The sequence below is a fragment of the Mycobacteriales bacterium genome, from assembly GCA_035533475.1.
GTDB lineage: Bacteria > Actinomycetota > Actinomycetes > DATLTS01 > DATLTS01 > DATLTS01.
Genome location: DATLTS010000048.1, coordinates 1 through 20,555 on the forward strand (window position 1 = coordinate 1; position 20,555 = coordinate 20,555).

At 67.9% G+C, this 20,555-nt stretch carries 21 protein-coding genes, 3 tRNA genes and 2 pseudogenes; 23 read left to right on the top strand and 3 right to left on the bottom strand.

The genetic code is table 11. From position 1 onward, the window contains the following. Positions 1-28: 28 nt before the first annotated feature. Positions 29-259, bottom strand: coding sequence for a hypothetical protein (locus tag VNG13_11545; GenBank protein HVA61152.1), 231 nt, complete (start codon positions 257-259; stop codon positions 29-31). Between the two features lie 247 nt (positions 260-506). Between VNG13_11545 and VNG13_11550 the strand changes: the two genes are divergently transcribed. Beyond that, a tRNA-Thr gene (locus VNG13_11550) sits at positions 507-579 on the top strand. 15 nt (positions 580-594) lie between these two features. On the opposite strand, the gene VNG13_11555 is transcribed toward VNG13_11550, so the two are convergent. After that, positions 595-1,227, bottom strand: coding sequence for a DedA family protein (locus VNG13_11555; protein ID HVA61153.1), 633 nt, complete (start codon positions 1,225-1,227; stop codon positions 595-597). A 92-nt stretch (positions 1,228-1,319) separates the two neighbouring features. Between VNG13_11555 and VNG13_11560 the strand changes: the two genes are divergently transcribed. The 6 genes from VNG13_11560 to VNG13_11585 all read left to right on the top strand — a co-directional run bounded on the left by VNG13_11560 (position 1,320) and on the right by VNG13_11585 (position 4,729). Beyond that, positions 1,320-1,393, top strand: a tRNA-Met gene (locus tag VNG13_11560). A 168-nt stretch (positions 1,394-1,561) separates the two neighbouring features. Beyond that, complete coding sequence (rpmG, locus tag VNG13_11565) at positions 1,562-1,693, top strand: 50S ribosomal protein L33 (protein HVA61154.1); 132 nt, start codon at positions 1,562-1,564, stop codon at positions 1,691-1,693. Beyond that, a complete protein-coding gene (locus VNG13_11570) occupies positions 1,690-2,853 on the top strand; it encodes an adenylate cyclase regulatory domain-containing protein (GenBank protein HVA61155.1) in 1,164 nt (387 codons plus the stop codon). Before rpmG ends, VNG13_11570 begins: the two co-directional genes overlap by 4 nt. A gap of 57 nt (positions 2,854-2,910) precedes the next feature. Further along, positions 2,911-3,375 (top strand): MaoC family dehydratase N-terminal domain-containing protein, encoded by a 465-nt coding sequence (locus VNG13_11575; protein ID HVA61156.1) that lies wholly within the window; start codon positions 2,911-2,913, stop codon positions 3,373-3,375. Beyond that, on the top strand, positions 3,375-3,803 hold the full coding sequence (locus VNG13_11580; protein ID HVA61157.1) for a MaoC/PaaZ C-terminal domain-containing protein: 429 nt from the start codon (positions 3,375-3,377) through the stop codon (positions 3,801-3,803). Before VNG13_11575 ends, VNG13_11580 begins: the two co-directional genes overlap by 1 nt. Continuing rightward, the gene (locus tag VNG13_11585) at positions 3,800-4,729 is read left to right on the top strand and encodes a hypothetical protein (GenBank protein ID HVA61158.1); all 930 of its coding nucleotides are present in this window, start codon (positions 3,800-3,802) and stop codon (positions 4,727-4,729) included. The genes VNG13_11580 and VNG13_11585 overlap by 4 nt, the downstream gene beginning before the upstream one ends. 1 nt (position 4,730) lies before the next feature. Here VNG13_11585 and VNG13_11590 read toward each other — a convergent pair whose 3' ends face one another. After that, positions 4,731-5,930, bottom strand: a complete 1,200-nt coding sequence (locus tag VNG13_11590) for a pyridoxal phosphate-dependent aminotransferase (GenBank protein ID HVA61159.1) — start codon at positions 5,928-5,930, stop codon at positions 4,731-4,733. A 146-nt stretch (positions 5,931-6,076) separates the two neighbouring features. Here VNG13_11590 and VNG13_11595 point away from each other — a divergent pair. From VNG13_11595 to VNG13_11670, 16 genes and pseudogenes are all read left to right on the top strand, one after another. Then, positions 6,077-6,153 (top strand) — tRNA-Trp (locus VNG13_11595). A 42-nt stretch (positions 6,154-6,195) separates the two neighbouring features. Then, positions 6,196-6,447: a preprotein translocase subunit SecE gene (gene secE / locus VNG13_11600; GenBank protein HVA61160.1), complete on the top strand. Its 252-nt coding sequence runs from the start codon at positions 6,196-6,198 to the stop codon at positions 6,445-6,447. A 371-nt stretch (positions 6,448-6,818) separates the two neighbouring features. Next, positions 6,819-7,472 carry a transcription termination/antitermination protein NusG gene (gene nusG, locus VNG13_11605; protein HVA61161.1) on the top strand — a complete coding sequence of 218 codons (654 nt, stop codon included), beginning with the start codon at positions 6,819-6,821 and terminating at the stop codon, positions 7,470-7,472. 32 nt (positions 7,473-7,504) lie between these two features. After that, positions 7,505-7,936: a 50S ribosomal protein L11 gene (rplK, locus tag VNG13_11610; protein ID HVA61162.1), complete on the top strand. Its 432-nt coding sequence runs from the start codon at positions 7,505-7,507 to the stop codon at positions 7,934-7,936. A 70-nt stretch (positions 7,937-8,006) separates the two neighbouring features. Further along, positions 8,007-8,729, top strand: coding sequence for a 50S ribosomal protein L1 (gene rplA / locus VNG13_11615; protein HVA61163.1), 723 nt, complete (start codon positions 8,007-8,009; stop codon positions 8,727-8,729). Positions 8,730-8,937: 208 nt separating this feature from the next. Next, positions 8,938-9,432 (top strand): annotated as a pseudogene (gene rplJ, locus VNG13_11620) (50S ribosomal protein L10). 417 nt (positions 9,433-9,849) lie between these two features. Continuing rightward, on the top strand, positions 9,850-10,245 hold the full coding sequence (gene rplL / locus VNG13_11625; protein ID HVA61164.1) for a 50S ribosomal protein L7/L12: 396 nt from the start codon (positions 9,850-9,852) through the stop codon (positions 10,243-10,245). A 185-nt stretch (positions 10,246-10,430) separates the two neighbouring features. Further along, positions 10,431-11,210, top strand: a pseudogene (locus VNG13_11630) (ABC transporter ATP-binding protein). A 599-nt stretch (positions 11,211-11,809) separates the two neighbouring features. Next, positions 11,810-12,517 carry an ABC transporter permease gene (locus tag VNG13_11635; GenBank protein HVA61165.1) on the top strand — a complete coding sequence of 236 codons (708 nt, stop codon included), beginning with the start codon at positions 11,810-11,812 and terminating at the stop codon, positions 12,515-12,517. A 96-nt stretch (positions 12,518-12,613) separates the two neighbouring features. Continuing rightward, on the top strand, positions 12,614-13,390 hold the full coding sequence (locus VNG13_11640; protein HVA61166.1) for an ABC transporter permease: 777 nt from the start codon (positions 12,614-12,616) through the stop codon (positions 13,388-13,390). 7 nt (positions 13,391-13,397) lie between these two features. Further along, positions 13,398-14,693 (top strand): MCE family protein, encoded by a 1,296-nt coding sequence (locus VNG13_11645; protein ID HVA61167.1) that lies wholly within the window; start codon positions 13,398-13,400, stop codon positions 14,691-14,693. Next, positions 14,690-15,790 (top strand): MlaD family protein, encoded by a 1,101-nt coding sequence (locus VNG13_11650; GenBank protein HVA61168.1) that lies wholly within the window; start codon positions 14,690-14,692, stop codon positions 15,788-15,790. Before VNG13_11645 ends, VNG13_11650 begins: the two co-directional genes overlap by 4 nt. After that, complete coding sequence (locus tag VNG13_11655; protein ID HVA61169.1) at positions 15,790-16,791, top strand: MCE family protein; 1,002 nt, start codon at positions 15,790-15,792, stop codon at positions 16,789-16,791. The genes VNG13_11650 and VNG13_11655 overlap by 1 nt, the downstream gene beginning before the upstream one ends. A 1-nt stretch (position 16,792) precedes the next feature. Then, a complete protein-coding gene (locus VNG13_11660) occupies positions 16,793-17,899 on the top strand; it encodes an MCE family protein (protein ID HVA61170.1) in 1,107 nt (368 codons plus the stop codon). Next, a complete protein-coding gene (locus VNG13_11665; GenBank protein ID HVA61171.1) occupies positions 17,896-19,116 on the top strand; it encodes an MCE family protein in 1,221 nt (406 codons plus the stop codon). The genes VNG13_11660 and VNG13_11665 overlap by 4 nt, the downstream gene beginning before the upstream one ends. Then, a complete protein-coding gene (locus tag VNG13_11670; protein HVA61172.1) occupies positions 19,113-20,546 on the top strand; it encodes an MlaD family protein in 1,434 nt (477 codons plus the stop codon). Before VNG13_11665 ends, VNG13_11670 begins: the two co-directional genes overlap by 4 nt. Positions 20,547-20,555: the final 9 nt, after the last annotated feature.

The following is a 20,555-nucleotide window of genomic DNA, read 5'->3' on the forward strand; positions in this document are numbered from 1 at the left end:
CGCAGCAGCGTCGCCACGTCACGCCCGCTCAGGTCCCGGGGCAGCCTCCCACGGCGAGTAGCTCGTCATGGACCAAGTGCAGCCGGACCGCCTTCGGCCGGTCCTCCTCGTCGAAGTGGCACAGCACCGCATCGCGCACCATCGCCCGCAGGCCATCGAGGTCGTCCGCCTCGGTCACGATCGATTCACCGAGGGCGCGGGCCAGATACCCCCCCTCGGGGGCCTCTTCGACGACGAACACAAGCTCGGACACAGCCATAGGATCATGCTACTGGCCCCGCCGTCGTCGGCTGCCCAGCTGGCACGTAACTGGCACGGCCCCGTCCGGCCGCAGAGTCCGAAGCGCCGAGAATCCAGCATTTCAAGGCCATCCATCCGCCGGTACAACTCGCAACGATGGAGGTCTGTAAAACCGTCGGCTAAGCCTACGTTGGTTCGAACCCAACACCTGCCACCAGATCAGACCGCTAAAGCGTTGAGCGCTGGCGTGTAATCTGTCGCCTGCCGCCCCCTTAGCTCAGTCGGCAGAGCGTCTCCATGGTAAGGAGAAGGTCTACGGTTCGATTCCGTAAGGGGGCTCGGAAATGCGCGGCGTTATCGTGCCGGGCGGCCCCGCCGACGTCGGATGTGGCGGACGACGAATCCGACGATGATTACCCCGGCGGCAACTAGCGCGTAGACGGTGTACCGCTGGACGGCCCGGTAGACCGGGTCGATGTGCGCCCCGGCGACGTCCCCGACCGCCGTCCAGGCGCCCACCCAGAGCGCGGCGCCGACCGCGTTGGCGAGGAGGAACCGGAGCCACGACATGTCGGAGATGCCGGCAATGATCCCGTTGAGCTGACGCAGCCCCTCGACGAAGCGCCCGACGACGACGACCAGGACCCCTCGACGGGCGAGGAAATCACTCGCCCGGTCGATCCGCTCCGGGGTCAATCGGACGTAGCGACCCCAACGGACGAGCAGCCGGCGCCCCCCCTGCCGTCCCAGGGCGAATCCGATGGTGTTCCCTGCGACGGCGGCGGCCCAGGCGACCGTGGCCACCGCCACGATGTTGAGCTGCCCGGCCCCGGCGTATATCGCGGCGGCGATGAGCACCGTCTCGCCCGGCAGTGGTAGCCCGAAGGACTCGGCGAGCACCAGGCCGGCCACCGCGAGATAGCCGTAGGAGTTCAAGACCGGCGCGAGGCTGCCGAAGATCCCGGGCAGATGCGGGGGGGTCGCCACGATCACAACGTAGGCCGAGCGCCGACATGGTTTCCCAGCGGCTGAGCGCGCTCCCGTTGTGCGACCATTGCCGGGCGCCGAACGCGGCGCGCGGCGGAGTAGCTCAGCCAGGCAGAGCAAGCGGCTCATAATCGCTAGGTCGCCGGTTCAAATCCGGCCTCCGCTACGGACCGGGTCACGTCGGCTTCCCGCGGCAGGTCGGGGCCGCGCCGGTCCGCAACGGGCGACCCGTCGCCGGGCGCCGATGGGCTACCCTGGGGGTCGATTCCGGCACTGACTTCCGCGAAAGAGGCACCGCGCCGTGGCCGCCACCGATGTCCGTCCCAAGGTCACCATGGCCTGCCAGGACTGCAAGCACCGCAACTACATCACCCGCAAGAACCGTCGCAACGACCCGGATCGGCTCGAGTTGAAGAAGTTCTGCCCGAACTGCCGGAGCCATACGACACACCGCGAGACCCGCTGACCGACCGGCTCCCCGACGCGAAGCCGGGCGGCCAGGGGACGCCCGCCCCGGACGTCTGGCAGGACGCTGGCCTTTACGACCCCAACGCCCCTGATGCGGGCGAGCGCCTCGCCCTCCTCCGGTTCCTGAGCGAGCACGGGGCGAGCCTCGAGGAGATGTCGTCGGCAGACCAACGCGGCCGGCTGTTCGCCTTGGCGGGCGATCGGGTGGTGCGCCCGGACCCCGACGCCCACAGCCTTGCCGAGGTGGCCGAGACCCTCGACCTCGACATCTTCGTCGTGCTGCGGGCCTGGCGGGCCTTCGGGTTGGCCGACACGGCGGCGGATGCGAAGGTCGCCTCCCCGGCCGATCTCGAGGTCTTCGGCATCTACCGGTCGGTCCTCGAACTGGTCGGTGAGGATGCTGCGCTCGGCATGTGCCGGGTGATCGGATCTGCCGCCGGACGGGTCGCCGAGGCCGAGTCGTCGGCGGTCCGGCTGACCCTGCCGGAGATCAACGTGTCGCGCACCCAGAGCGAACTGGTCACAGCGCAGGCCTGGGCGGGTGTCGCCCGGCTCGTCCCCGACGTCGGGCGGGTCCTCGACGTCATCCACCGTCACCACGTCGAGTTGGTGCGACGGCACTTCGAGGAGATCCTCGTCCCGACTTCCCTCGATGATGTCGGGCTGCGCCTCGGGGTCGGGTTCGCCGACCTGTCTGGGTTCACCGAGCTATCCCGACGGCTGCCGCTCGGTGGACTGTCCCGAGTGCTCAGCGCCTTCGAAGCCTCCGCCGCCGAGGCGGTGCAAGACGGCGGCGGGCGGGTGGTGAAGTTCATCGGCGACGCCGTCATGTTCGTGTCTCCGACCGCGGCTCGGCTCGCCGCCATCGCGGTCGCCCTTGTCCACCATCCTCGGGCCCGCGACGCTGGCCTCCCGGTCCGCGCGGGCTGCGCATTCGGGCCGGTGCTCGCCCAGGAGGGCGACTATTTCGGACCCACGGTCAACCTTGCTGCGCGGCTTACAGCGATTGCCGGTCCAGGCATCGTCCTCGTTAACGACGAACTCACGGTTGCCCTGAGTCGTGCCGATTGGACGATCCGCCCCCGGCCGCCGCAGACGGTCCGTGGTTTCACCGAACCGGTCAGCAGCTTCGAGATCTCGCCGCTGGCCGGACCGTGAACTACTGCTAGCGTCCGTTGTTGCCGTCACCCGGCCCCTGGTGGGAAAGGACGTCTCATGCCGATCAACCGAGAGTTCATCGGCCGCGAGTACCGCGCCGACGGCTTCTACGAGGTTGGGAGGGAAAAGATCCGCGAGTTCGCCGACGCGGTCGGCGACCAGAACCCGGCCTACCGGGACCCCGAAGCCGCGAAGGCCCTCGGACATCCCGACGTCATCGCCCCCCCGACGTTCCTCACCGTGCTCGGATTCCGCTTCCCCTTCGCCGGCCCGATCGCCGATCCGAACTTCGGTCTCGACTACGCACGAGTGGTGCACGGTGAGCAGCGCTACGTCCACCACCGCCCGGCCCGGCCCGGGGATCGGCTGGTCTTCGTGTCGACCGTAGAAGACATCCGCGACGCCGGTGCCAACGAGATCGTGACCCTGAAGATGGAGATCTCCACCGAGGAGGGCGAGCGCGTCTGCACCGCCACCTCGACGATCGTGTCCCGCGGCACCGCCGCCGGTAAGGAGGGGTGATGACCGCCAGCGTGCGCTACGACTCGGTCGAGGTTGGCACCGAACTGCCGACCGGGTCCTACCCGATCCAGCGGTTGCACCTGCTCCGGTATGGAGGGGCGTCCGGGGATTTCAACGTCATCCACTGGAACGAGCGGATCGCGAAGGCGGTCGGACTACCCGACGTGATAGCGCACGGCATGTTCACCATGGCCGAGGCGGCTCGGGTCGTCACCGACTGGACGGGTGACCCCGGGGCGCTCGTCGAGTACGGGGTCCGCTTTTCCCGGCCGGTCATCGTCGCCGACGACGACCTGGGCGCGCTCCTCGAGGTGTCCGGCGTGGTCGAGGAGTTGCTGGACGACAACCGCGTTCGGGTGGCCCTGACCGCCCGGGTCGGTGACGAGCGGGTTCTGTCCGCGGCGAGCGCGGTCGTCCAGCTGGCGTGACCGCGCCGGAGTCGGTGCGATTGCTGGCCGAAGCTCGGGCTGCGGCCCGGGCGGCTCGCGACTTCGCCGGCGCCGACAGGCTCCGCGAGGAGATTGCCGAAGCGGGCTGGACGGTCCACGACGGTGCTGATGGGTGGGCGCTCACAGCGCGGGAAAGCCGGGCCGTCCTCGACGCGGTGACGGATCTGCCGGACCGGTCCGGGCTCCCCGACGACGGTCGGGCCACCGTGAGCCTGCTCGTCGAGGGCTGGCCGGACGACGTCCGCACGAGCGTCGCGGCGCTGATCACGCACCTCCCCGCGGACGTCAAAGTGCAGGCACTCGACCTGGCCAGCGCCGACGGAGCCGGGGCGGTGCTCGACGAGGCCGCCGCCGGCCATCCGTCACGACTCGAGGTGTGGCACGTGGCGGCGCCGGCCGGCTGGGCCGCGGCGCGGCGGGCGATGCAGCGCGCCGACACCGCCGCCGTGCATGTCTGGTGCGACCCGTCGACGGTCTTCGACGGAGATGCCCTGGCGCCGCTGCTCGCGGCTTTCGCGGACCGGACGGTTGCCGGGGCCGGTTGGCAGGGCGTCAACGTCGACCTCGACGACGACTGGCGCTCCTTCCACCCGGCCGGGCCGGGCGAGGTGGACGCGCTGCTCGGGTACCTGTTCGCCGTGCGACGTTCTGCGGCCCGGCTGGCCGGGGGACCTGATCCGAAGGCCCGGTTCTACCGGAACGCCGACATGGAGTTCTCCTTCATGCTCCGGGAAACCGGTGCGGGCCGGCTCGTCGTGCCGGACCCCGACCTGCCTTGCCATCAGGGCCGGCATCGCGGCTACCACGACAGCGACCCCGATTATCGCGACCGGGAATCGCGCCGAAACTATCGGCGGTTTCTCCGCCGCTACCGCGGGCGGACCGACCTGCTGGCGCCGCGCTGAATCAGCCGGCTTCGGCGAGCAGCTTGGCCATCCGGGTGACCCCCTCGATCAGGTCGTCGTCCCCGAGGGCGTAGGACATGCGAGCGTAGCCGGGGGTGCCGAATGCCTCGCCGGGCACGATCGCCACCTCCACCTCCTCGAGGATGAGCTCGGCTAGCTCCGCCGTGCTCACCGGGCGGCGCCCTCGGAGTTCACGGCCGAGCAGTGCCCGGAGCGACGGATAGCAGTAGAAAGCCCCCTGCGGCTCCGGGCAGCTCACGCCGGGGATCTCGTTGAGCATCCGGGTCATCGTGCGCCGCCGTCGGTCGAAAGCCACCCGCATCTCGTGGGCCGCGACCAGGTCGCCGCTGACCGCGGCCAGGGCGGCCGCCTGCGAGACATTGGCCACGTTGGAGGTGAGGTGGGACTGGAGGTTAGCCGCGCCGGCGACCACATCGGGGGGCCCGATCAGCCAGCCGACTCGCCAGCCGGTCATCGCGTACGTCTTTGCGACCCCGTTGACGACGATGCAGGTGTCGGCGAGCCCCGGGACGACTGCCGGCATGGACACGTGCGTCGCGCCGTCGTAGACCAGGTGCTCGTATATCTCGTCGGCGACCACCCACACCCCATGGTCGAGTGCCCAGTGGCCGATCGCCGTGACCTGCTCTGGAGGGTAGACAGCCCCGGTCGGGTTCGATGGCGAGCAGAACAGCAGGGCCTTCGTCCGCTCGGTCCGGGAAGCCTCCAGCTGCTCTACGGTGGCCAGGTAGCCAGCTGCGTCGTCGGTCACCACCTCGACCGGCACCCCGCCGGCGAGTCGGATCGCCTCCGGATAAGTCGTCCAGTACGGCGCGGGCAGCAGAACCTCGTCGCCCGGGTCGAGCAGGCTCGCGAATGCCTCGTACACCGCTTGCTTGCCACCGTTTGTGATGAGCACCTGCGCTGGAGCCACCGCGTAGCCGGAGTCCCGCAGCGTCTTCTCGGCCACCGCTACCCGAAGTTCCGGCAGCCCCGCAGCCGGGGTGTAGTGGTGGAATCGGGGGTCGGCGCATGCCCGGGCGGCTGCTTCGACGATGTGCTGCGGGGTGGGAAAGTCAGGTTCGCCCGCTCCGAACCCGATCACATCGCGCCCCGCCGCCCTGAGCGCTTTCGCCTTGGCGTCGACGGCCAGTGTGGCGGATTCCGTGATGCTGGCGATCCGGACCGAGATGCGTGCCATGACGCGATGCTCGCGCATCGTCCCCGATGCGGTCCAGCGCGTTCGGCCCGGTGCGGTGGTGGATCATCCCTGGAGCCGGTCGACCGGCCCGGTCACGGCACGTACACTGAGGCCCCGTGTCGGGCCGCTCCCGATCCGGACAACACAGGGCAGTAGCTCAATTGGCCAGAGTCCCGGTCTCCAAAACCGGTGGTTGGGGGTTCGAGTCCCTCCTGCCCTGCCAGGTCCGCTGCCACCCCGATGACCGACCGATGAGTGAGGTTTCGTGACTCAGACCGCTGAGCGACCGGCGCAGCCGACGCCTGCTGCCGGTGGTCGCGGTGCCCGCGGCCCGGTCGGCCGGGTGTCTCTGTACTACAAGCAGGTAATCGCGGAGCTGCGGAAGGTCATCTGGCCGACCCGCTCCGAACTGATCACCTACACGCTCGTGTCCCTGGTCTTCGTCACCGCGATGATCCTCATCGTGGCCGGCTTCGACTACCTGTTCGGTAAGGCCGTCCTAAGCGTCTTCGGCTGACCCGCCAAGCTCCCGATAAGGAAGATCGTTTCGTGTCCGAGTACACCACGACGTCCGACCGCGACGACGCGGCCGCGCCCGCCCCGGACGGGTCCGGGACGGCCGGATCCGAGGACCCGGCGACCGATCCACCGGAACTCCTGGGCCGGGACGAGCCGGTTCGCGCCCAGGCCCGCGTCGTGCCCGGCGCGTTCTCCCACCCGGAGGTCGGCTCGCGCGGCCCCGTCGAGCCGGTGCCGGCCGAGGCCACGCCGGACGGGCAGGGTCACGTTACGGAGATCGTCGCGGACGCCGACGACCTGGTCGCTGGGGACGCCGATCCCAATGGCGGCGCCGAGGAGGCCGGGTCTGGTCCGGTTCCGGTCGACCCGGTGGGCGCCGACGAGGCCCCCGTTGGCGACGCCGAGCCGATAGCCGAGCCGCTAGCCGAGCCGGAAGCCGAGCCGGAGGAGGCGGACCCGGTGGTCGCTTTCCGCCAGGCCCTCGAAAGTGCGCCCGGCGAGTGGTACGTCGTGCACTCCTATGCCGGCTACGAGAACAAGGTGAAGACCAACCTGGAGAGCCGGATCACCTCGTTGAACATGGAGGACTTCATCTACCAGATCGAGGTGCCCACCGAGGAGGTCACCGAGATCAAGTCCGGGAAACGTCAGCTGGTCACCCGCAAGAAGCTGCCCGGCTACCTGTTCGTACGGATGGAGCTCACCGACGAGTCCTGGTCGGCTGTCCGCAACACCCCGGGCGTCACCGGGTTCGTCGGCCAGACCAACCACCCGACCCCCCTGACCATGGACGAGGTCGCCTCTCAGCTCGCGCCGGCCACCAAGGAGCGCAAGGTCGAGGCGCCCCGGGTCGTGGACTTCGAGGTCGGGGAGTCGGTCACCGTCATGGATGGTCCGTTCGCGACCCTGCCAGCGACGATCAATGAGATCAATCCGGACGCGCAGAAGCTCAAGGTCCTCGTGTCGATCTTCGGCCGGGAGACCCCTGTCGAACTTTCCTTTGGCCAGGTCAGCAAGATCTGATTCGGCCCAGCCACCACCGAACGAAGGACCACATGCCTCCGAAGAAAAAGGTCGCGGCGATCATCAAGCTGCAGATCCAGGCCGGCGCCGCGACGCCGGCACCGCCCGTCGGGCCCGCACTGGGTCAGCACGGCGTCAACATCATGGAGTTCTGCAAGCAGTACAACGTGAGCACCGAGGCCCAGCGTGGGCAGGTGGTCCCGGTCGAGATCACGGTGTTCGAGGACCGGTCGTTCACCTTCATCACGAAGACCCCGCCGGCGGCCCGGCTGATACTCAAGGCGGCCGGGGTCGAGAAGGGGTCGGGCGAGCCGCACAAGTCCAAGGTCGCCTCGATCACCCGGGCCCAGCTTCGGGAGATCGCCGAAGCCAAGATGCCGGATCTCAACGCCAACGACGTGGAGGCGGCCGAGAAGATCGTGGCCGGCACCGCGCGCTCGATGGGCGTCACGATCCGGAACTAGGACGACCGCGTGGGAGGGCCAGGCGCTGGCCCGCTGACCACGACTCTTCCCAGCAATCGAAGGAGAGCGCATGAAGCGCAGCAAGTCTTATCGCCTGGTTGAGGCGCTCATCGACCACGAGCGGCTGTATAGCCCGCTCGAGGCAGCCCGCCTGGCCAAGCAGACCACCACCACCCGTGGCTTCGACGCCACGGTCGAGGTCGCTCTGCGGCTCGGGGTCGACCCGCGCAAGGCCGACCAGATGGTTCGCGGCACCGTGAGCCTGCCGCATGGCACCGGGAAGACCGCCCGGGTGGCGGTGTTCGCCACCGGCGAGAAGGCCGACGAGGCCCGGGCGGCCGGCGCCGAGGTCGTCGGCGCGGACGACCTGGTCGAGAAGGTCGCGGGGGGATTCCTCGATTTCGATGCTGCGGTCGCTACTCCGGACATGATGGGGAAGGTCGGACGTCTCGGGCGGGTTCTCGGCCCGCGCGGACTCATGCCCAACCCGAAGACGGGCACGGTGACGAACGACGTCGGCAAGGCCGTGACCGACATCAAGGGCGGTAAGATCGAATACCGGGTGGACCGCCAGGCCAACCTGCATCTCGTCGTCGGGAAAGCCTCGTTCAGCGAATCGGCCCTGGTCGAGAACTATGCGGCGGTCATCGACGAGCTCGTCCGCGCGAAGCCGTCGTCCGCGAAGGGCCGCTATCTTCGCAAGATCACCTGGAGTACCACGATGGGCCCCGGGATCCAGGTCGATCCGAACCGGACGCGCAACCTGCTCGAGGAGGCGGCCCCCGCCGGCTGAGCGCCGTTGCGCTATCCTGCATCCAGCCGAAGACCGCCGGTCGCCGCCCGTGAGGGCGGCAGAAGGTTCCGCGACGAGCGGGCGACCTGCGCAGGTGTGATCCGACCATGCCGGTCGTCTGACCGTCGTCGCCCCGGGCACCTGCGCCGGGGCGTTTTCTCGTTTGCGACCTGGTTGGCGGCGCGCCCTGTGCAGCGGAAGGAGACCCATGGCCAGGCCGGACAAGGCCGCCGCGGTGGCCGAGATCACCGAGGCATTCCGCAGTTCCTCGGCAGCCTTGCTCACCGAGTACCGGGGGCTCACGGTGGCCCAGCTCAAGGAGTTGCGCCGGACCCTCTCCGCGGACGCCACCTATGCAGTCGTGAAGAACACGCTGGGCCGGATCGCTGCCCGCGAGGCCGGCCTAGGCATGCTCGAGCCGCTACTCGAGGGCCCCTCGGCGATCGCATTCGTCACCGGGGATCCGGTCACGGTCGCGAAGGGCATCCGAGACTTTGCGCGGGGCAACCCGGCGCTCATCGTCAAGGGTGGGGTGCTCGACGGGCGGGAGCTCACCGCGGACGAGATCCGTCGGCTCGCCGACCTCGAGTCCCGGGAGGTCTTGCTCGCCAAGCTGGCCGGAGCGATGAAGGCGTCGCTGTCGCAGGCGGTCGGTCTGTTCGCGGCCCCGCTGGCTCAGGTCGCCCGGCTCATCGGTGCGCTCGAGCAGAAGGCGGCCGTTGATCCTTCGATCATCGGCGGTCGCGGCGCCGCTGAGGCGAGCCCCGAGGCCAGCGACGCCGAGGACGGCGCCGCCACCGAAACCGCATCCGACGAGGCGGACGCCGCCGCCGAGGCCAGCGACGCCGAGGACGGCGCTGCCACCGAAACCGCATCCGACGAGGCGGACGCCGCCGCCGAGGCCAGCGACGCCGAGGACGGCGCTGCCACCGAAACCGCATCCGACGAGGCGGACGCCGCCGCCGAGGCCAGCGACGCCGAGGACGGCGCCGAGTCGCCCCCCGATCCGCAGCCTGATCACGTGCCCCCGGCGGCCACCGGCGACGCCGGGCCGGGCGCCGAACCCGACGCGTAGTAGCCCACACCCCTCCCCGCAACCCGTACCAGGAAGGATCCACTGATGGCGAAGCTCAGCACGCCCGACCTGCTCGAGGCATTCAAGGAAATGACCCTCATCGAGCTCTCCGAATTCGTAAAGGAGTTCGAAGAGACCTTCGGCGTCACTGCGGCAGCACCCGTGGCGGTCGCAGCAGCGCCCGCCACGGGCGGGGGCGCCGGCGCCGGCGATGCCGCCGTTGAGGAGCAGGACGAGTTCGACGTAATCCTCGAAGGAGCCGGAGACAAGAAGATCCAGGTGATCAAGGAGGTTCGCGCGCTGACCAGCCTCGGTCTCAAGGAAGCGAAGGACCTGGTCGACGGGGCCCCGAAGGCGCTGCTCGAGAAGGTGAACAAGGAGACCGCCGAAAAGGCGAAGGCGGCCCTCGAAGGCGCCGGCGCCAAGGTCACGGTGAAGTAGCCGATCGGACGCCAGTGCGCCCCGTGGCGCCCGAGCGGGGCAAGCGGCGGTAGCGACCGAACCGTCCTGGGCGCCCCCGCGCGAATGGGCTACCCTGCGGTCACCATCGGCTTGTTGTGGCGCCGGTCACAGTCGCGGACCGGCTCTAGGCTCGCCCCTCCGGCGAGGGCGAAGGGACGGGCGGCGTGGGTGTTGAGGTCCGGGTCGAGGGGCTGACCAAGTCGTTCGGCCGCCAGATGATCTGGGAGGACGTCTCCCTCACCCTGCCGGCCGGGGAGATCTCCGTTCTGCTGGGCCCATCCGGGACCGGCAAGTCGGTCTTCCTCAAACATCTGATCGGCCTGTTGCGGCCGGACCGTGGGCACGTCTATGTGGACGGGCAGGACGTCCCCAGGCTCTCCGAGCACAAGCTCTACGAGGTGCGTCGGTTGTTCGGTGTCCTGTTTCAGGACGGCGCCCTGTTCGGATCGATGAATATCTATGACAACGTCGCCTTCCCGCTGCGGGAGCACACGAAGAAGAGCGAGAAGGAAATTCGCGACATTGTCATGGAGAAGCTCGAGATCACCGGCCTCACCGGGGCCGAGCGCAAGCTCCCCGGGGAGATCTCCGGGGGGATGCGCAAGCGGGCCGGGTTGGCCCGCGCGCTGGTTCTCGATCCGCAAATCCTGCTATTCGACGAGCCGGACTCGGGATTGGACCCGGTCCGTTCGGCTTATCTCAACCAGCTGATCATCGATCTGAATTCGCAGATCCAGGCGACCATGCTGATCGTCACCCACGACGTCAACACGGCGCGGACCGTTCCGGACAACATCGGCCTGCTCTACCGTCGGCACCTGGCCATGTTCGGCCCGCGCGAGATGCTGCTGTCGAGCCAAGAGCCGGTTGTCCGGCAGTTCCTCAATGCCCGCCGACAGGGGCCGATCGGGATGGCGGAGGAGAAGGACGCCGCGGAGCTCGCCGCCGAGGCCGAGTCGGGCGAGGTTATCCCTGACCTGCCACCGATCCCCCCGCAGATCCTTCCCAGCGACGGCCAGCCGCGGCCGACGATGCGCCTCCCGGGTAAGTGGCTCACCGAGAACGGCGTGACCCCGCCACCCGGTTCCTACGTCGGTGAGGGCGACCCCGACCGGTGGAACCGGGCGACCGGGCCACCCGCGGCTAGCGCTCCGGCCGACGGGGCCCGGCGTCGGCCGGCGAATCGCCCCGTGGCACGTCCCGCCGAGTCCGACGACGACGGCGAGGTGTCGGTGCGGGTCGTTCCGTCGAAGCGGACCGGCACCGGCCGGCGTTCCGGGGCGCCGGGGCCTGCCGCTGCGAAACCGAAGGCGAAGCATGCGGTGGCCAAGGCCGCGCCGAAACGGGCGGCGGCGAAGGCGGCAGGGAGTCGTGGCGCGGCCAAGAGTGCGACGAGCCGTGGTTCCGTCGCCGGGGGGAGGCCCGCCGCGGGGACCAAGGCGGCCGCGCGGCGGCGGGGCAGCCCGGAGGCCAGGTGAGCGGCACCCTCCCGCTCGGGGTGTTCCGGCAGACCGGCAGCTTCTTCGCTCTCGCGCTGGACACCATGCGGGCGACCGTCCGCCGGCCCTTCCAGTGGGCGGAGCTGATCGACCAGGCCTGGTTCATCGCAAGCGTGACGATCCTTCCGACCGCCCTCGTCTCGATCCCGTTCGGCGCCGTCATCGCCCTAGAGCTCGGCAACCTGACCAGGCAGGTCGGCGCACAGTCGTTCACCGGGGCCGCCTCGGTGCTGGCGATCGTCCGGGAAGCCTCGCCGATCGTGACGGCGTTGCTCATCGCCGGCGCGGGCGGTTCGGCGATCTGCGCAGACCTGGGCAGTCGCAAGATCCGGGACGAGATCGACGCCATGGAAGTGCTGGGGATCTCCCCGATCCAACGCCTGGTAGTGCCGAGGGTTTTCGCCTCGATCATCGTCGCCGTTCTGCTGAACGGCCTGGTCTCGGTTGTCGGCGTCTGCGGCGGCTATTTCTTCAATGTGATCATCCAACACGGAACACCCGGCGCCTACCTATCGTCGTTCACCGCGCTCGCGCAGATCCAGGATCTTTTCGCCGGGGAATTCAAGGCGGCAATCTTCGGGCTGATCGCGGCGCTGGTGGCTGCCTACAAGGGGCTGAATCCGGGCGCCGGCCCCAAGGGGGTCGGCGACGCCGTCAACCAGAGCGTGATCATCACCTTTATGCTGTTGTTCCTGACGAATTTCATCCTGACGGCGATTTACTTCCAGATCGTCCCGCAGAAGGCAACCTAAGTGGCCACCGCCGGAACGCTTCCCCGTCCACTGCGCGCACCCCTTCGCCTCCTGCGCCGCACCTTCGTCGACATCCCGCTCGGCGCGCTGGACGACATGGGCGAACAGTTGTCGTTCTACGGGCGGTCGATCATTTGGGCGCCGCGCGCGGTCGTCAGGTACTACAAGGAGATCGTCCGGCTAATCGCCGAGGTAAGTCTCGGTTCGGGCGCGCTCGCGATCATCGCGGGAAGTGTCGGCGTGATCGGTTTCCTCACCTTCTTCACCGGCACCGAAGTGGGGCTGGAGGGCTACCAGGGGCTCAACCAAATCGGCGTAGCCCGGTTCGCGGCCTTCATTTCCGCGTACTTCAACACCCGTGAGATCTCCCCGTTGGTCGCCGGCCTGGCGCTGTCGGCGACCGTCGGCGCCGGGTTCACCGCCCAACTCGGGGCCATGCGGATCGCCGAGGAGGTGGATGCGCTCGAGGTCATGGGCGTGCCGTCCATTCCCTACCTCGTCACCACCCGGCTGATTGCGGGGCTCGTCGCGGTAGTCCCGCTCTACGTGGTCGGACTGCTCGCCTCGTACTTCGCTACTCGGTTCATCGTCATCGACTACTTCCACCAGTCGGCCGGCACCTACGACAGCGTGTTCCATGAATTCCTGCCGCCGATCGACGTCTTCTATTCGTTCCTCAAGGTCGTCATCTTCGCCATCGTGATCATGCTGATCCATTGCTACTACGGCTATTACGCGAGTGGCGGACCGGCCGGTGTCGGCGTCGCCGTGGGACGCGCAGTCCGGACCGCGATCGTCGCGATCAACGTCATCGACCTGTTCCTGAGCTTGGCGATCTGGGGCGCCAACACCACCGTCAAGGTCGCGGGGTAGCAGGACTATGCCCGCCGGTGTTCTCATCGCCGCTAAGCGAAAGCTGCAGGGGCTCGCCTTCCTTGTCGTCGTGGGCTTTCTCCTTGCGCTCACGATCGTCATATACAACAAGGCCTTGCCCTGGGATCACACGATCAAGGTGGTCCTGCAGGCCGATCGAATCGGGCATCAGCTGATCGTCCCGGCGGACGTCAAGCTGCGCGGCATCGAGGTGGGCCAGGTCCGGGCCGTCTCGACGAACGGGCAGTACGCGCTCCTCGACCTGGAGATCGACCCGAACGAGGCCTCGATCATCCCGATCAACGTGACCGCCGAGATCCTGCCGAAGACCCTGTTCGGCGAGAAGTACGTCGATCTGATCCTTCCGGCCGACCCTTCCGCGACGAACATCAGCGAGGTCAAGAACCCGGTCATCGACGAGAACCACTCAACGACGGCGATCGAGACCGAGAAGGTCTTCGACGACCTGCTGCCGTTGCTTCAGGCGCTCAAGCCGGTGCAGCTCAACTACACCCTGACCGCGCTCGCCACCGCCCTTCAGGGCCGGGGGAGCGAACTCGGCCAGAACCTCACCCTCGCCGATCAGTACTTCGCCTCGTTCAACCCGCACCTGGGCACGTTCGAGCACGACATCTCAGGACTGGCCGACCTCGCCGCGAACTACGCCCAGGCCACCCCCAACCTGCTGGCCATGGCACGCAACTTCTCGGTCAACGCCCGGACGATCACCGAGAAGCAGGATGTCTATGCGCAGTTCCTGATCGGCACCGCGGGCTTCGCGAACACCGCCCGGGAGATCACCGCGCAGAACGCATCCAACCTGATCAACCTGGCCGACTTCAGTGAGCCGACCCTGGCCACGCTCGCCCGCTACTCGCCGGAGTTCACCTGCCTGCTGATCGGGCTGGACAGGATCCATCCCCTGATCGCCTCCACGTTCCAGACTCTCGGCGCGTCACCGGGCATCCCGGCCTCGACGCCGGCGCTGCACATCACGGTCCAGGCCATTCAGCAGCCACCGGGCTACACCTACCCGGTCGACCTGCCGCAGAACTCGAGCGACCCAGGTCCGGACTGCCACGGGTTGCCCAATGCCCCCGCCCCACCGGGGATCGCGCCGCCGCCGCCGAACTCGAGCAAGGTGGCGCTGGCTTCGATGGGACTCGACGGCAGCCCGGCTGATGTGAGCGCGGTGGCCGCCGTCACCGCGCCGCTGCTCGGCGTGTCCAGTGACCAGGTGCCGAACTACGCGGACCTCCTCGTCGGGCCGGTGGTCCGCGGTGGGGCGGTGAGCTACTCGTGAGGCTCAATCCGCGTACGGGGAGCAACCTCGTCAAGCTGGTGATCTTCGCTGTGTTGACGGGCTTCGTCACCTTGTTGCTTGGGATCACCATCGCGAACGGCGGCCTCGGCGGCGCAACCGTGACCTACCGGGCGGACTTCAAAGACGTAACCAGCCTGATCCCGGGCGACGACGTGCGGGTCGCCGGTGTTCGGGTCGGGCAGGTCAAGGGAATCAAGATCGTCGATGACCGGAACAAATGCCCGTTCGCCACCCCGACGTGCCTTCCGGTCTACGCCGAGGTCACGTTCGTCCTACAGAAGAGCGTCCCGCTGTTCACGTCGGCCCGGGCGGTCATGCGCTACCGAAACCTGGTCGGCCAGCGGTTCGTCGAGATCCAGGAGAGCCCCGGCCCGGCCGGATTGCTTCCCAGCGGTGGGTTGATCCCGCTGAGCCAGACGTCTCCGGCCCTGAACCTCACGGACCTCTTCAACGGCTTCAAGCCACTGTTCCAGGCGCTGTCGCCGCAGGATGTCAATGCGTTCTCCTACGACGTCATCCAGACGCTGCAGGGTGAAGGCGGCACCATCGACCAGCTGCTGACGAACTCCGCGTCGCTGACCACGACGATCGCCGACCGGGACGCCCTGATCGGTCAGGTCATCAACAACCTGGACGGGGTCCTGGGCACTGTCGACGCACACGACCAGGGACTCGATCAGCTGATCGTCCAGCTTCAGCGGCTGGTGACCGGGCTGGCTCAGGACCGAGGCACGATTGCGGCGTCGCTCGGCAACATCAACAGCCTGGCCGTTTCGACCGCTCAGCTCATCTCAGATATCCGGCCTCCGCTGCCCGCAGACCTATTCGGGTTGAGTAGCCTCGCCAATTCGCTCGCGACCACCAAGAACAAGGACGGCAAGACCACCCTCGACGAGTTCCTGACGACCCTTCCGGACAAGCTCAATCGGATCACGAGCACGGCGACGTACGGCTCCTGGTTCAACTTCTACCTGTGTAACGCGGACTACGCGGTGCAGAACCCGAACGGGACCTTGACATACAGCACCGTTCGCCTGCACGTCAATGCCCCCGCCTGCAATGCGGGCGGTGGCTGATGACCCCGTTCCGCGAGCGCAATCCGGTCCCGATCGCACTGATCGGGCTCACCGCCATTCTGATCGTCCTGTTCGCTGCCTTCAACGCGCAGAGCCTGCCGTTGATCGGCGGGGGCACCACCTACTACGCCGATTTCACCGACGCGAGCAACCTTCAGCCCAACGACGATGTCCGGCTGGCCGGCGTGAAGATCGGGTCGGTCGAGTCCATCGCATTGCACGGCACAGTCGTGCGGGTGGCTTTCCGGGTCAAGGGAACGACCCTGGGCGGTCAGAGCCATGCCGAGATCGAGATCAAGACCCTGCTCGGCCAGAAGTACATCCTCATCGACTCCGAGGGCAGCGGTCAGCTGGCCTCCGGCGCCGTGATACCGGTGACCAGGACCACCACACCCTTCGACGTCACGACCGCGTTCATCGGTCTGGCGCAGCACATCGAGGCGATCAACACCACCCAGCTCGCGCAGGCCTTCACGACGATCGCCTCGGCGTTCTCGACCTCCCCGCCCGAGGTGAAGTCCTCCCTGGTCGGCCTTCAGCGACTATCCACGACCATTGCCTCCCGCGACGCGGTGCTCACCGACCTGCTCGGTCATGCTCAGAACGTGACCGCGGAGTTGGCCGCGCGCGACGCTGAGGTGACCAAACTGATCAACGACGGTGACCTCATTCTGCAGACCCTCAACGAGCAGTCCGCGGTCATCCATGCCCTGCTCGTCAACTCCGCGGAGCTGGCCAGCCAGCTCACCGCCCTGGTGGCGGAGAACCGGGCCGCACTGACACCCGCCCTGACGAACCTGCATTCGGTGATCACCATCCTCCAGAAAGACCAGTTCGATCTCGTGAACTCGGTGCACCTGCTTGCCCCCTTCGTGCGGGACTTCACGAACACCCTGGGCAACGGGGAATGGTTCGACACCCTGGTCGCGAATCTCCCGCCGCCGTCCAACCAGGTCCAGCTGGGTCCCCAGTCCTCGTCCGGGCCGCCGGGGGGGCACTGATATGAGGCGCCTGCCCCTGTTGGTTGCGGCCGCCGTGGCCGTGCTGATCGCCGCCGTAGCGGTGGCGCTTTCCTCCGGTGCGCCGCAGAAACGGCTCACCGTGATCTTCCCTCGGGTCACCGGACTCTACGTCGATTCCAGCGTGCGGATCCTCGGCGTCCCCGTCGGCAAGATCACCAAAATCACCCCGGATGGAACCCAGGTGGTCGTGGAGATCAGCTACGACGCCAAGTACAAGCTCCCCGCCGGCGTCGACGCGATCCTCGTCCCGCCGTCGATCGTGTCGGACCGTTACGTGCAGCTCGCACCGGTGTACTCCGGCGGACCGCTGTTCGATGCCAGCCAGCCGATTCCGATGAGCCGTACCGAGGTCCCGGTCGAACTTGACCAGATCTTCGGTGAGATCAACCAACTCGACGTCGCGCTCGGGCCCAACGGCGCGAACGCGCACGGGGCCCTGGCCCAACTGATTCAGGTCGGTGCCGCGAATCTCGAGGGGAACGGGCAGCAGTTCCACGACACGGTCGAGGCCTTTTCCCAGGCGATCAGCACCTTGTCGTCAAACCGAAGCAACCTGTTCGGCACGCTGAGCAACCTCGAGAAGTTCAGCCAGACCTTGGCTCAGGACGACGGGGGCGTCCGTCGGGTGAGCGCCGATCTGGCGACGGTGTCCGCGCAACTCGACAACGAGCGACGGGACCTCGGGCTCGCGCTCAAGAACCTGGCCATCGCGCTCGGCCAGGTCGCCTCGTTCGTTCAGGAGAACAAGTCCCAGCTCACGGCGGACATCACCGGTCTCACATCGGTGACCAGCGGGCTGGTGAGCGAGAAGCGGGCACTCGAAGAGTTCCTGGACAACGCGCCGACCGCCCTCGCCGACCTGGCTCTCACCTACGACCCGGCCAGCCAGACTCTGCGCACACGCAACAACAGCGGGCAGAGCTTCGGACCCCCGACCAGTCCGCTGAGCCCGTTCTGCCAGCTACTGACCGCGCTCGGTCAGCCGTGCACCCTCGCGGCCGGCCCGGCGGTTGGCGTCAGCGCGGGCACCGCGGGCGTGCCGTCCGCGCAGCAGTCGCTCGATGCATTGTTGGGAGCCGGCCAATGACCTACCGCCGGCTCCCCCGGGTCCTCGTCGCCGCGCTCGCCCTCGCCTTCGCACTTGGCGGCTGCTCCCTCACCCAAGGTCTCTACGGGGTGTCCCTGCCGGGATCGGTCGGAGGCCCGGTCCGGGTTGTCGCCTACTTCGACAACGTCTCCGACCTGGTCCCGCAATCTTCGGTCAAGGTCGCCGACGTGACGGTCGGCACCGTGGAGAAGATCACCCTGGCGAAGGTCACCGACCCGAGCGGTCAGCCCAGGTGGGCGGCCAAGGTCGTCATGCAGATCCAGAAGTCGGCGCACCTGCCCAGCAACACCGTGGCGATCCTTCAGCAGACTAGCCTGCTCGGTGAGAAGTTCGTCGAGCTCGGGCCACCAGCCGGGGTGCCCCCCGCCGCCGGTTTCCTCAGCCCGACCGGTCCGGACGGCGCGATCACGATCCAATACGGCAACACCACTTCCTACCCCGACATCGAAGCGGTCTTCGGGGCGCTTTCGTTCCTGCTCAATGGCGGCGGTCTGGGCCAGCTCGAGACGATCGACTACGAGCTCTCCCAGGCGCTGACCGGCCGCGAGGCCAGCGTTCGAGACCTGCTCCACCAGCTCAACGTGTTGCTCGGCGGCCTCAACACCCAGAAGTCGGAGATCGTCCGCGCTCTGAACGCGACCGAGGCGCTGTCCAGTCAACTGGAGGCACAGCGCCAGACCATCGCGACTGCGCTCGATGAACTCGGCCCCGGGCTCAAGGTCCTCGCCGACGAGCGGGACCAACTGGTCGGGCTCCTGTCTAGTCTGTCCAATCTCGGTGTCGTCGCGACCCGGGTGATCAACGCGAGCCAGGCCGCCACCACCGCTGATTTCGCCGACCTGAAGCCCATCGTCGCTCGAATCGCCGCGGCGGGCAGCTCGCTGCCGCGTTCGCTGGACCTGCTGCTCGACTACCCGTTCCCGCTCGACTCGGTGGCAGCCATCCCAGGCGATTACACGGCCCTCTACGCGACGGTGCTGGTGAGCCCGCAGACTTGCGCCGTGCTCATGCTGCCGATCAACGTCTGCCCGACGGCCCTGGCCAGCCGTCAGGGCGGTACCACGGGCCGAGGCGCGACCGGGAACGGGAGCCCGCTCCTTCCGACCGTGAGCCCGCTCGTCCCGACCCAGACCGGACCGGTCGCCGCCGGCGAACAGGCTCTGGAGCGCCTCCTCGGTGTGGTAGGGACGCCATGATCAGCCGCAGGGTCAAGATTCAACTTGTCGCCTTCGTGATCATTTCGTTCCTAGGGGTGATCTACACCGGCCTCACCTACGTCGGTATTCACCCGTTCGGTGGGCCGTTTACGGTCACCGCCTATTTCCGTGACTCCGGAGGGATCTTCGCCAACGCCCAGGTCACGGAGCGTGGAGTCCTGATCGGCAAGGTCGGCTCGCTGAGCTTCGACAAGAACGTCCCCAACGGGGTCGCCGTTCACTTGCAGATCGACTCGAAATACAAGAACAAGATCCCGGCGGACAGCAATGCGATGGTCGCCGACCTGTCCGCGGTCGGCGAGCAATACGTCGACATCGAGCCGCAGACGATGTCCGGCCCCTATCTGCGCGACGGCGGAGTCATTTCGTTGAATCGCACCTCGATCCCGGTGGACGACGCGACCATCCTGCTGAACCTGGACAAATTCGTCACCTCAGTCAACATCCCGCAGCTGGAGACGGTGATCTCCGAGCTCGGGAACGCCTTCCAGGACACCGGGCCCGCCTTGCAACGCCTGATCGACGCCGGGGACGCTCTGACCCAAACGGCGAAGCAGAACCTGCCCACCGACATCGCGCTGCTCGACTCCGGCCGCACCGTGCTCGACACGCAGCAGGCGCTCAACGGCGATCTGCAGGCTTTCACCGCCAACCTGGCCGGTCTGTCCGGACAGCTGGTCTCGAGCGATCCCGATTTGCGATCATTCTTGGACAACGGGGTTCTCAGCGCTCAGCAACTCCAGCAGCTGCTCCAGGCTAACCAGACGGACCTGCCCGTGCTGCTCTCGAACCTGGTCACGTTGGCGCAGGTTCAGGAGGTAAGGATCCCGGGGCTGAAGACGATCCTCGCGCTATACCCGTCGAACGTCGCCAACGGCTTCCTCACCGCCGGGAGCACGACGCCCGGGCAACCCTTGCTCGGCCATGCCCACTTCGGCATCGCGACGACGCAGAACCCGGCGGTGTGCACGACCGGTTACGGGACGACGCCCCGTTCCAACGTCCCGAGCAACTACGGGGGACCGGCCAATCTCAACACCTACTGCAACCAATCAGTGCTGGCGAACGGTGGCTCTTCGGGCCCGTCCGACGTCCGCGGGGCTCGCAACTCGCCGCGGCCGCCGGGGGATAGCACGGAGAATCCGCCGCCGGGCGGGTACAAGCAGCTACCCGGCGCCACCTACCCGTCGGGCCCGTCCGCGGGACCGCCCCCGAACACCTCGGGTTACCCGTCCGCGAGCGCCGCCCCGGCGGCGCGCGGCATGACGATCGCGCCGTATGATCCGCTCACCGGCGTCATCCGGGCGCCCGACGGACAGACCTACGTCCTCGGCGATAGCGGCGGCGAGCAGCAGTACCTGGGCAACCAGTCCTGGCAGTGGCTGTTGCTGGCTCCCGTCCTCGGCTGACACGTCGTC